This is a genomic window from Nitrospirota bacterium (assembly GCA_030684575.1).
Lineage (GTDB): Bacteria > Nitrospirota > Nitrospiria > Nitrospirales > Nitrospiraceae > Palsa-1315.
On record JAUXVD010000014.1, the window covers coordinates 169,122 to 181,255 of the forward strand.

General features: G+C 56.5%; 11 protein-coding genes. 8 read left to right on the plus strand and 3 right to left on the minus strand.

Translation table 11 applies throughout. The features are described from left to right. The first annotated feature begins 82 nt into the window (after window positions 1-82). Window positions 83-415, plus strand: a complete 333-nt coding sequence (locus Q8N00_10730) for a hypothetical protein (protein ID MDP2383269.1) — start codon at window positions 83-85, stop codon at window positions 413-415. 771 nt (window positions 416-1,186) lie between these two features. Here Q8N00_10730 and ahcY read toward each other — a convergent pair. After that, window positions 1,187-2,443, minus strand: a complete 1,257-nt coding sequence (ahcY, locus tag Q8N00_10735) for an adenosylhomocysteinase (GenBank protein MDP2383270.1) — start codon at window positions 2,441-2,443, stop codon at window positions 1,187-1,189. 99 nt (window positions 2,444-2,542) lie between these two features. Beyond that, window positions 2,543-3,691: a methionine adenosyltransferase gene (gene metK, locus Q8N00_10740; protein ID MDP2383271.1), complete on the minus strand. Its 1,149-nt coding sequence runs from the start codon at window positions 3,689-3,691 to the stop codon at window positions 2,543-2,545. 316 nt (window positions 3,692-4,007) lie between these two features. On the opposite strand from metK, the gene Q8N00_10745 reads away from it, so the two are divergent. The 6 genes from Q8N00_10745 (at window position 4,008) to Q8N00_10770 (ending at window position 9,930) form a co-directional block, all read left to right on the plus strand. After that, complete coding sequence (locus Q8N00_10745; GenBank protein ID MDP2383272.1) at window positions 4,008-5,450, plus strand: cytochrome c biogenesis protein ResB; 1,443 nt, start codon at window positions 4,008-4,010, stop codon at window positions 5,448-5,450. Window positions 5,451-5,546: 96 nt separating this feature from the next. Then, window positions 5,547-6,464 (plus strand): c-type cytochrome biogenesis protein CcsB, encoded by a 918-nt coding sequence (ccsB, locus tag Q8N00_10750; GenBank protein ID MDP2383273.1) that lies wholly within the window; start codon window positions 5,547-5,549, stop codon window positions 6,462-6,464. Continuing rightward, window positions 6,451-7,098, plus strand: coding sequence for a TlpA disulfide reductase family protein (locus Q8N00_10755; protein ID MDP2383274.1), 648 nt, complete (start codon window positions 6,451-6,453; stop codon window positions 7,096-7,098). Before ccsB ends, Q8N00_10755 begins: the two co-directional genes overlap by 14 nt. After that, window positions 7,095-7,634, plus strand: coding sequence for a TlpA family protein disulfide reductase (locus Q8N00_10760; GenBank protein MDP2383275.1), 540 nt, complete (start codon window positions 7,095-7,097; stop codon window positions 7,632-7,634). Before Q8N00_10755 ends, Q8N00_10760 begins: the two co-directional genes overlap by 4 nt. A 206-nt stretch (window positions 7,635-7,840) precedes the next feature. Continuing rightward, window positions 7,841-8,587: a cytochrome c biogenesis CcdA family protein gene (locus tag Q8N00_10765; GenBank protein MDP2383276.1), complete on the plus strand. Its 747-nt coding sequence runs from the start codon at window positions 7,841-7,843 to the stop codon at window positions 8,585-8,587. 140 nt (window positions 8,588-8,727) lie between these two features. After that, entirely contained in the window at window positions 8,728-9,930 is a 1,203-nt protein-coding gene (locus tag Q8N00_10770) for a geranylgeranyl reductase family protein (protein MDP2383277.1), read from the plus strand. Window positions 9,931-10,034: 104 nt separating this feature from the next. Here the strand turns inward: Q8N00_10770 and bamD are convergent, their stop codons facing one another. Then, window positions 10,035-10,913, minus strand: coding sequence for an outer membrane protein assembly factor BamD (gene bamD / locus Q8N00_10775; GenBank protein ID MDP2383278.1), 879 nt, complete (start codon window positions 10,911-10,913; stop codon window positions 10,035-10,037). A gap of 194 nt (window positions 10,914-11,107) precedes the next feature. Here bamD and Q8N00_10780 point away from each other — a divergent pair, with 194 nt between their 5' ends. Then, complete coding sequence (locus Q8N00_10780; GenBank protein MDP2383279.1) at window positions 11,108-12,100, plus strand: beta-ketoacyl-ACP synthase III; 993 nt, start codon at window positions 11,108-11,110, stop codon at window positions 12,098-12,100. Window positions 12,101-12,134: the final 34 nt, after the last annotated feature.

Below are 12,134 nucleotides of genomic sequence, written 5' to 3' on the forward strand. Positions count from 1 at the left end.
AATTAATCGGCTAAGAATGCGACGCCATTACACGCTTCTGTATTGAAAAGAAAGCGAGACCGTCCAACAGAATAAATTTTCCTTGTTAAAAATCCTGTTCGGAAATTTCCCGTATAAACTTCGTCCTTCTTCGGAAACGAGTTTTGCGTTTGGCAATGTTTCAGGAGGCAACAAGGAAGTGTCGATAACGGACAAAGTGCTTACCGTGTACCGGCTGGAGAAAAATGGTCGGAAAACTGAAGAGATAAAACTTGACCGCAACCAGTTTACAGGATTGCTGATCGGCGTTCGTGTCAACGGAGACGGACCCGCTGAAATTGGAGTGAGAGCCCCTGGCGAACTTCTGCTCTGGCTCCAACTTTTTGAGGGGGGGAGCGGTGCCAATTTGGTGCCAAAACACCATGATCCACAATGAGCTGTGCGATCATGAAACTTCATTTTTTGCCGCTTATTCCTCTTGCTGAGAGTCTTCAGGTAAGTCCTTGGTGGGACACTTAATCAGCGGACTACACTCCAGTTTTAAATCGCTGGACCGGCATTAAAATCTTAAGTATTATCATCTCATTCATCCAATCATTGATGAATGCTTGTGAGAGGTTGACGCATGGCCCCTGTTATCCGAATCGCATGAGCTCTGCTGGCGGGTATCCTCGGAGTCGCCGTACTAGCGTACCCAGGGACTCAACTGGTTACCGCAACAGGCTCTCTCTCAAGCCGCACTCTAGTGCTGCTCACGGTTCTTAGTGGTGCGGTAGTGGCCCTTGCTGGGTTTGGGAGACTTCGCTAACCGTCGCGCGCGGCTTGTTTTCTGCCACTTCCCTTTCTCCTCATCTGGAAAATTGAGCTCCAGCAAACGGGCTCGTGGGTCGCATGGATAGCATAAAGCCCGCAATCCTTCTTTGGCCCGTACTCAGGTACCAGTGGTGCGCGAGATACTATGGATGGCGAGCATCGGTGGATGTGACTGACCAGTGGGGGGTATCACGATTTGGTGCCTTTGAAGCATAAAGGGCCGCTTTCTTAACCATAAACAAAAAGGCCACCGTTTCCGGTGGCCTTTTCATTAATCCCTCTCCTTATTCTGGTAGGAGTGGTGCGAAGGTGGTTCCTATTGCGCGCATCGAACGAGCACAGTTTTATCGTGCGCGTTCTGCGAGCAGGGGGACCACTGCGCGCTGCTCCGTTCCTATGTCCCCATCTCCCAACTGGCCAGATACTTCATCTGCTCCTTCGTCAGCGTATCGATTTTCATCCCCATGCCGGCGAGTTTGAGCCTGGCGATTTCTTTATCGATCACCGGCGGAACAGGATAAACCTTCTTCTCCAGCTTCTTGTAGTTCTTCACCAGGTATTCCGCTCCGAGCGCCTGGTTGGCGAAGCTCATGTCCATGACGCTGGAAGGATGGCCCTCGGCCGTCGCCAGGTTCACGAGCCGTCCCTCGCCGAGCAGGCTGACCCGGTGGCCCGTCTTCAGCGTGAATTGTTCGACGCCAGGTCTGATGAGGCGTTTTCTCTTGCTCAATTTTTCCAAGGCCGGAATATCCAGCTCGACGTTGAAGTGGCCTGAGTTGCAGACGATGGCCCCTTCCTTCATGGCGGCGAAGTGCTCGCGGCGAATGACTTTCAGATTGCCTGTGACCGTGACGAAGAAATCTCCGATCAGCGCAGCCTTCTCCATCGGCATGACACGGAACCCGTCCATGACCGCTTCAATCGCCTTGACCGGATCGATCTCGGTGACCACGACATCGGCGCCCATGCCCTTGGCGCGCATGGCGATCCCTCTCCCGCACCAGCCGTAGCCGGCGACGACGAACGTGGTGCCGCAGATCAGGCGGTTCGTGGCGCGGATGATCCCGTCGATCGTGCTCTGGCCGGTCCCGTAGCGGTTGTCGAACAGGTGCTTCGTGTCGGCGTCGTTCACCGAGATGACGGGGAACTTCAGCACTTTCTTCGCGGCCATGCTGCGGAGTCGAATGACGCCGGTGGTGGTCTCTTCCGTGCCGCCGATCACGTACTTGAGCAAATCCTTCCGCTTGGAATGGATGAGCGAGACGACATCGGCTCCGTCGTCCATCGTGATTTGCGGCTTGTGGGCGATCGCCGATTGGATGTGCTTATAGTAGGTCTGGTTGTCTTCGCCCTTAATGGCGAATGTCGGGATGCCGTCATGTTTGACGAGCGCCGCCGCAACTTCATCCTGCGTACTCAGCGGATTGGAGGCGCAAAGCCGCACATCGGCTCCCCCGGCCTTGAGTGTTTTCATTAAATTGGCGGTTTCGGTCGTCACGTGGAGGCACGCGGTCATGCGCAGGCCCTTGAAGGGCTGCTGTCGAAGAAAGCGTTGCTTGATGAGGCGGAGGACCGGCATGGTGGCTTCGGCCCATTCGATCTTGAGTTTACCCTGGTCTGCTAACTTCATATCCTTCACGTCGTATTCCACAGATGCCTCCTTCTGAAAAGCGTCAATCGTCAATGGTGTTCAGAAAAAGGGGGGCCGGATTTTTCAATCCGGCCCCCCCTGTCATCGGTCCGGTCTAAATTACAGGCCTGCGTCTTTGCGCAAGAGTTTGGCCTTGTCGGTCTTTTCCCAGGTGAACTCCGGTTCGCTCCGACCGAAGTGCCCGTATGATGCCGTCTTTCGGAAGATCGGTCGGCGGAGCTTGAGATGGTCGATGATGCCGCGCGGGGTCAAGGGGAAGTGCTTCCGCACAAGCTTGTCCAGATTCTCGACCGCCACCTTTTCCGTGTCCATCGTGTCGACCAGCACTGAGACGGGGTCGGCGACGCCGATGGCATAGGCGAGCTGCACTTCGCATTTTCTCGCCAGCCCGGCGGCGACGATGTTTTTCGCGATGTAGCGGGCCATATATGAGGCCGATCGGTCTACCTTCGTGGGATCCTTGCCGGAGAAGCAGCCGCCTCCATGGCTACCGTGACCGCCGTAGGTGTCGACGATGATCTTGCGGCCCGTCAGCCCTGTGTCGCCCATCGGACCGCCGACCACGAAGCGGCCGGTAGGATTGATGTGGTGTTTCACGCTAGTCGGGTCATAGAGCCCTTTCGGCATCATGGGCCGGATGACTTTCTCCATGATGTCGCGCTCGATCTGCTTGTTGGTCACGTCGGGGCTATGCTGGGTCGATACGACGATGGTGTCGATCCGCACCGGTTTGCCGTTCTTGTACTCCACGGTCACTTGGGATTTGCCGTCGGGGCGGACCCAGGGGAGGATGTTCTTCTTCCGGACTTCGGCCAGCCGCTTGGTGAGCCGATGGGCGAGGACGATCGGCATGGGCATGAGTTCGGAGGTCTCGTCGCTGGCAAAGCCGAACATCAGTCCCTGGTCGCCGGCGCCGCCGGAATCCACGCCCATGGAGATGTCGCCCGATTGCTGGTGAATGGCGGTGAGAACGGAACAGGTGTGGTAGTCGAATCCCCAGGAGGCGTCGCAGTAGCCGACGTCTTTGATGACTTCGCGAATGATATCGGGAATCTCGACATAGGCCTTGGTGGAGATTTCACCGGCCACGAAGGCAATGCCGGTGGTCAGTATTGTCTCGCAGGCGACTCTGGCAAACTTATCTTTTGCGATGATCGCATCCAGGATTCCGTCGGAGATCTGGTCGGCGATCTTATCGGGATGTCCTTCTGTCACAGACTCTGATGTGAACAGGTAGTTAGTTCTCATTGGCTCCTCAATGGTCGGTTGGCGATAACCTCACGTATTGCCATGGAATACTAGTATGAGCGCGCCTCCTTTGTCTATTTCTTTCACGTCCTGGAACGTCAGGAGCGGCATCGCGCGCTTGCTTGACACCCCTTTTCAGGCACTTGTAAGATCACCGCGTCCTGCATTTCTCGCCTCTTTTCTTTACGCCACCACTAAGGGCGCGTCTGGGATTGGCCTACTCTCCACTGGCCACGATCGTTCGTCTGTGTAAGGCCTCGGATTCAACGAGCGGTGATAGGCTGTGCCTCGTGATGAGAAAAGGATTATCAATACGATGAATGGTCAGTCGGACGCGATTCCCGAACAGCAGAGTCCCCGATCCCCCGCTCCCAGGCTGGGATGGGAGGAGTTCTCCCGCGAACTCGTCGAGTTCTTCGCCTCGATCAAGCTGGCGATGTTTCTCTTTCTCTTCATTGCCATCACTGCGACGATCGGGACGGTCATCCAACAGAACGAACGGCCAGAATCCTATATTCAAGAGTACGGAGAGAATACCTATCGGTGGTTTCTCCGGCTGGGGTTCATCGACGTCTATCACACCTGGTGGTTTACCAGTCTCCTCGGACTCCTTTGTGTCAACTCGCTCACCTGTTTCTATAAACGGTTCCCCGGTGTCTGGCGGTCGATGAAACAAGACCGGGTCAGCGTCTCGCTGGACTTTGTGAAGGGGATGAAGCAGCAGGCCGAGGTCTCGATCGCAAGCAGCAAGGAAGTCGTGTCCCAGCAGTTGGCCCAACATTTTATCGAAAAGGGCTACAAGGTCCTGGCGAAAAATGACCCGGGGGAAGTGACGATCTATGCGACGAAGGGGGTCCTGGGACGCGTCGGCGCGCATATGGCGCATTTGAGTGCGACCGTGATCATCGTCGGCGGCCTGATCGGCACCTATTACGGCTTTCAGGAATTCGGGGTCTGTCTCGAAGGGCAGACCTATCATATCCCGCGGGGGAACTTCGACATCAAGGTCGATAAATTCTGGATCGACTATCATGAGAACGGGTCCGTGAAGTCCTACAACAGTACCCTGACGGTCATCGACGGGGGCAAGTCGGCTGTCACCAAGACCATCTCGGTCAACGATCCCCTCGTCTACAAAGGCATTTGGTTCTATCAGTCCAGTTACGGGGATTCCTGGGATCAGGTCGAAGTGGCGCGGGTCAACATTAAGGATAAAGCGACGGACAAGGTCCTCAAGACCGTCGATCTTGAGTGGCACAAGGAGCAGGCGGTTGCCGATCTCGACCTGAAGTTATCGATCACCGATTTCGTGGCGGACTTTGCCTTCAACTCGACGGAGAAGAAGGTATTTTCCAAGACCGTGGAACATGCGAATCCTGCAATCAGATTGGCGGTGAATGAGCGGAGCTCGGTCCAGTCGACGCCCTGGGTGTTCTATCAGTTCCCGGACCTCTTCGATATTAAAGAGTCGAAATACCAGTTCGAATTGGTGGCGTACAAGCCGAAGAAGTTTACCGGTCTTCAGATCGCTAAGAATCCCGGGATCAATATCGTCTGGACCGGCTCGACCATGATTGTGGTGGGGATTACCCTCTCGTCCTTTATCTTCCACCGCCGGATCTGGATGAAGATCGTTCCGGCTCCGGAGGGGGTGACGGTGTATGTCGGCGGCACGACACACAAGAGCCAGATCGACTTTCAGCGGGAGTTTCGAAAGTTGACGGACAAACTCCGCACCTTCTCGGCCTCTCCGGTATGAGCCGTGAAGCGATGAGGGGCTGGTTGAGTAGTCAAACTGCCGCTGTATTGAGTATGATGACGATTGGTACGTTGGCCTGAATCGATCGCGGAGGACATGATGGTCCGATCCCTGTTCCTATTCGACATGACGTTTTGGCTCTATCTTGCCGCGCTGACCCTCTACATTGCCTATCTATTTGCGCGACGTCCGGCGATGGCCCTGGCTCCTGCCGGTCATTCAGCGGATAACTTCGATGAACGAGACGGAGCCTGGGCCACGCAGTTGGGCCAGATCGCCACGTTGATTACGGTGTTCGGTTGGATCGTGAATACCGGCGCCCTGTTCACGCGGGCCTTCGAACGGATGCAGACCTCAGGGACCTTTGCGCCCTGGTCCAATCAGTTCGAGGCCATGGCCTATGTGTCCTGGGCAATTATTCTGGGCTATGTGCTCTTGGAGCTGCGCTACAAGATCAAAGCCATTGGCGCCTTTGTGGTGGGGATCGGGTTTATTGCCATGGGTGCGGCTTCGCTGTTGCCCTATCGATACCAGACGGCAGAACCTCTCGTGCCGGCGCTGAATAGCTATTGGATTTACATCCATGTGTCGATCACGTTGACCAGCTATGCGGCCTTTGCAATGGCCGGGGGCCTGGGCGTGATGTACCTCTTTAAGGAGCGGGCGGAACGACGGGGGAGCACTTCCCGCTTCTACGCCGCCTTTCCGGATCTCGAGACCATCGATGAGTTAGGCTACAAAGCCATTACGGTGGGCTTCCCCTTGCTGGCCTTCGGCATTATTCTCGGGGCGATGTGGGCCAACTATGCGTGGGGCGGGTATTGGAGCTGGGATCCGAAAGAGACCTGGTCGCTGATCGTCTGGCTGATCTATGGAGCTTACATCCATGCCAGGATGACGCGCGGGTGGGAGGGGCACCGTGCCGCCGTGTATGCGATCTTCGGCTTCTTGATGGTCGTCTTTTGTTTCTGGGGCGTGAACTTCTTGCTGTCAGGCCTCCATGCCTATGCATAAGCCCGAGCACAGCGGGACAGGCGAGACGAGCAACCCTGGCGTTTCTCGCGAGCCCCGCTCGTCGCGCATGGGAATCGTGCTGGTCGGTGCAGCCATTCTCGCGGTGGTGTTCGGTATTGTCTGGATGCAGAGCGCCCAGTATGAGCTGCTGACGGTGGGGAAGGCGGCGCCTGATTTTGCCCTGACCGATCTGAACGACAAGCCCCAGCGGCTCTCGGACTTTCGAGGCAAGGTGGTATTTCTGAATTTTTGGGCGACCTGGTGCAAACCCTGCCGTGAAGAAATGCCTTCGATGGAAGTGCTCCACAAGAACTTCGAGAAGGACGGCCTGGTGGTTCTGGCGGTCAGCATCGATCGCGTGACGACGACCAAAGACATCCCTCCGTTCATCAAGGGCATGAATCTGACCTTCCCTGTCTTGATCGATTCCTGGGGAAAGACCGATAAGCCCTATAAACGCATGGGTGTCCCTGAAACGTTTATCATCGACCAGCAGGGCGTCATTCGAGAGATTGTGATCGGGCCGCGGGATTGGACAAGACTCGAGAGCCTGCAAGTGTTGACCAAGTTGCTCAATGTGACTCCCAAAGCCGCTGATACTCAGTCATTGGACGGTGGAGCGAGGAAGGGATGATGAGGCTGGCCATTGTTGGAATCCTGGCCATGCTGATGGTCACGCTGGGCGGGATCGGCGGGGCGGCAGCGCCTGATATTCTGCCGGTTGCTGAACGCAACGTCGTGAAACTGGGTGAGCCTGCCCCGAACTTTCGTCTTCGAGATTTGAACGGCCAGATGGTTTCGCTGTCTGACCTGCGTGGCAAAGTGGTGTTGTTGAATTTTTGGGCGACCTGGTGCGGCCCTTGCCGGGTAGAGATGCCGGCGATGGAGGAGCTCTACCGGACATTTTCAAGGAATGATTTTGAAATTCTCGCGGTGTCTACCGATGCGCAAGGCGCGTCGGTCACCAGGCCGTTTCAGCAAGAGAACCACCTGACGTTCCCCATCCTCCACGATGCCGATTATCGTGTAGGATTGACCTATGGGGCCAGGAGTCTTCCTATGACTTTTATGGTCGACCGTCAAGGAATTGTCCGGCACCAAATTTTCGGCGCGCGCGACTGGGGAGCGACTGAGGCACATCAGCTGGTGCAGATGTTGATGAAGTCGTAGCAGGATGCTCAAACAGTCCGTCAGCATCGTTCAGAGGCTCAACGTGCCACAAGGGTACGCCTCGCCTCTTCGCTCGCTGCGGCCTTGCTGAACGGACTGTTTGAGCATCCTGCGTGGATTTCGCCTGTTGTTTCAAATGGGCAGATCAGTAAATTTTTGGCGCACTCACAGAACATTTTTGTAGTCTGCTAGGAGCCTGTCAGACCTTGTCGCAATCGATCACGAATATTTCTCTGGTGGCGGCATTTTCGGCCGGCTTGCTATCGTTTGTGTCGCCCTGCGTGCTTCCACTGGTTCCCTCGTACATTTCCTACATTACCGGGCTCTCCATCGAACAACTCACCGATTCGACGGTGCGATCGAAGTTTAAGAAGTCCATCGTCGTCAATGCCCTGTTGTTTATCGCCGGATTTACCACCGTCTTCGTGTCCTTTGGTGCCTCTGCCAGCTTTATCGGGCAGGCCCTGATTACCTACCAAGATCACATCAGACGGATCGGCGGGATCCTGATCATCATCTTCGGTCTCTACTTATTGGGGATCTTGAATATCAGTTTTCTGAAGATGGAACATCGCTTCCAATTCAGAAGTCGACCGGTCGGGTATGTGGGATCGTTTTTGATCGGTATCGCATTTGCCGCCGGTTGGACGCCTTGCGTCGGGCCGGTGCTCGGGACCATCTTGCTGTATGCCAGCACCACCGATTCGCTGTTGAACGGGGTGTTGTTGTTGACGAGTTATTCGATGGGATTGGGATTGCCGCTATTTCTGACGGCCCTGGGAGTGGATCGGTTCCTGACCTACTTCAAGCAGGCGCGCCTCTATTTGTGGGGAGTTTCGACCGTGAGTGGGGTCTTGCTGATCATCGTGGGCGTCATGATTTATGCCAATACCCTCACGATGATTACCGGATTTTTAGAACGGCAGGGGATTGGGTGGTACCTCGGGCAGTGATCAGAATGCCAGATTGCTAAGGTAGGGAATCCTGCGTCAGCGGAGCTCCTCGTACCGCGTCGACTCCCGGTCATCTCAATCCAAATCGCAGTACGCAGAACTGAGGCCTCAACAGGCAGGGGTTAGACGGTCTTCTTTCAATGCCAACGCTGCCCAACGTTAAAGTCTACGATGCCTTGGTTGTCGGTATGGGGCCGGCCGGCGCCACCGCTGCCTATCAGTTGAGTCGAGCGGGGCTGTCCGTCCTCGGGCTCGATAAGGCAACGCATCCACGATACAAGGTCTGCGGCGGCGGCTTATCGGCCAGGATAGACGGTATCTTGGACGACGAGTACAAGTCGGTCGTTGAGCAGACGATCTACGGCATACAATTTTCTTACCGCGGCACGGACCCTTTCTTTCTCGATTCCTCCAGCCCGATCGCCTACATGGTCATGCGTGATCGGTTCGACCATCTCCTTGTGGAGAAGGCGAGGCGAGCGGGCACCGAGGTGCACGAAGACGAGCTGGTGACGTCTTGTCGGCAGCTTCCTGACGGGATTGAAGTGACAACGGATCGTGGCCGATATGCGGCGCAGGTTTTGATCGGGGCGGATGGGGCGAATAGCCTGGTGGCGCAGCAGTTATTCCCGGGCCGCCGGAGCCGTCGGATGGCGGCTTTGGAGAGTGAAGTCCCGATCGGGACGGCACCCCAGTATCCAGGCACCGGACGTGCGCTGATCGATATCGGTGCGACGCCCGCAGGATATGCCTGGATTTTCCCGAAGCAGGAACGGCTTTCCATCGGCGTGGGGGATCTTCGCGGAGGGCTCGCGAGTCCGAAGAAGGTGTTCGATCAGTTCGTACAACATGAGCAGGGATTGGCGGCATGGAAGGTCCCGCATCCGACCGGTCATCCACTTCCGGTCTTCAGTGAGTATGGCGAAGCCGATCGAGAGTCAGTTGGATTAGTGCGCGGCCGCGCCTTGCTGGTGGGAGATGCCGGGCATCTGGTCGATCCCTTATTCGGCGAAGGGATCTATTATGCCGTGCGGTCTGGGCAGTTGGCCGCAGAATCGATTCTGAATCAGGTCAAGGATCCGCGATATTCGCTGGCCGAGTATGAAGATGCCGTCAGGCGGGAGATTTACGAGGAGTTCCTGGTGGCGGCTCGCGTGGCGAGCATGGTCTATTCGTATCCGCGTTTCTGCCACCACCACCTGCCACGCTATCAACATATCGTCATGCTCTATTATGACGTCCTCCGCGGGCGTGAAACCTACCGAACGTTTTATGCCAAGGCGAAGAGCCTGATCAAACTATCCCTCAAGGACTTGCTCCTCGAAGCCGTTTCGTTCCGTTGAGCTCATCGTCGCTCACCGCATTCATGTCTGGATCACACCCGACAATCAAGAGAGGTAGACGTCTGCTGATAGCGGAACGGTGATTACTTCAATGCTGCGGGGAATTAGCACCAAGCGCCGAGGCGGCAGGTCACAAACGATTGACCTAACCCCAAGGCTGAGGCGGAAGGCAGGCGGAAGGATCCGGTCGGGACTGAGGGGAGGAGTCCGGTTGCGAGACTGAGCTGGCTCTCCGATGGAGAAGCGGCCGTCGAACTAGCCGCGGTTGGCGGGGGCTCGGTCTGTTTTGCCAAAAGTGGAGCAGGTTTCCCGCTGCCAATTTTCGCGAGCAAGCTCTTGCCCTCGCCTGCGTGCACATTGCCCGGGTATTTTTCTGCCAAGAGGGTCAGTTGTTCACTGGCCCAATCGTCTGCGCCCAAGTCATGGTAGCTGAGCGCCAAGAAATACAAGGCGTCGGGTGCGACCGACTTGTCGGGGTAGAGCTTCATGATTTGTTCGAAGCGATGTGCGGCGGCCAGATAGGAACCCCGTCGATAATAGAATTGCCCTACGAAGAGATGCATCTGCGCGAGGAGATCGTGGCATTCCTGGATCTTCTGGAGCGCTTGTCCGTCGTACCGGCTGCCTTGAAAGTCTTTCCGCAGCCGCTCAAAGGCTTCGATGGCTTTCTGGACAGGGTCCGGGTCGCGATCGATCCCCTTGGCCCGCTTCATCTGGCTTTCTCCGATCCGGAAGGCGGCATAGGAGGCGAGGGTATGGGTGCGATGGAGATCGAGGAAGTGGTTATATTCTACGATGGCTTCCGTGTATTCCTCTTTCTCGAAGAACGCTTCGCCTCGCTTCATAATGACGTTGGGGTCGTAGTTCTTCTCGATTGTATCGCCCAGGAAGATTTGCTCGTCGGTCCCGCTCAGGGCTTTCTTAGCCGTGTCTTGGGGTTTGGGTGTACTGGAGCAGGCCGTGATGACGCAGAAGACGGCCATGCAAAGGCCGAGAGCCGTTGCCAGCCGTGGAGCACCTGAGAAGCTGGAAAATACGCGTATCATCACTGCGTCAAAATGTAGCAGGAGCGCAGGTTGAATGCAACGATTCGAGCATGCGAGTTGACCCCCGTGGCACCGAGACCTATAATCAATCCCGCCATTCTTGCAGTGACCCGCACAGTAGACAAATATATATGATACGGACAAGGATTATTGGGACGGGCTCGTACCTCCCTGAACGGGTGGTAACGAATCGCGAGGTGGGGGCCTCGTTGGGTATTGAGCCTGACGCGGTTTCTCGCCTGACAGGGATTCTGGAACGTCGCTGGGCCGCGGCATCCCAAGCCTCTTCTGATCTTGCCGTGGAAGCCGCCAGGCAGGCGCTTGAGGCCGCAGGACTCCCGGCTTCTGACGTAGGGGCAATTGTGCTGTCGACAACCTCTCCCGACTCGGTCTTTCCCTCTACGGCGTGTCATGTTCAGCGGATGCTGGGTTGTCCCGCGATACCGGCATTCGATGTGGCGGCTTCCTGTTCAGGTTTTCTCTATGGCCTCTCGATGGCCGATGCGATGATTCGGAGCGGTCAAATCAAGACCTGTTTGGTGGTCGCCGCCGAGGTGAAGTCTCGTTCCCTGGACCCCGCTGACGGCGATACGGTGCTGTTATTCGGCGATGGAGCCGGTGCGGTGGTGCTGCAGGGCGAACCGGAGACGGGGCAGCCTGGCCGTGGGCTCATGGGGATCCGCCTCCATGCGGACGGTGCCCAGCATGGTTTGATATCGATTCCCGCAGGGGGATCGCGTCTGCCGACGACATCGGATACGGTTGAGGCGAAGGGTCATACGTTGCGGATGCAGGGTGCGCCGCTCTTTCGTTTGGCCGTCAAACGATTGGAGCAGGCCATCCTTGAGATTGTGAAGGAATGCGGTGTCGATATTCACGATCTTGCGCAGCTGGTCTTGCACCAAGCCAACGGTCGAATTATCAGCCAGCTGACGAAGCGGCTGGGGGTTTCGCCGGAACGGGTTTGTTCCGTGATCGGGCGGTATGGTAATACGTCGTCGGCGTCAGTGCCGATCGCGCTCGACTACGCCGTCCGCTCGGGAAAGATTGTGCCCCACGACCTTGTCTTGCTGGGAAGTTTTGGGGGTGGGGTAACGTGGGCGGCCGGGTTGGTGCGCTGGTAAGGGCTGTCGATGTCTGGCGTGTCGGCGCTGCCTG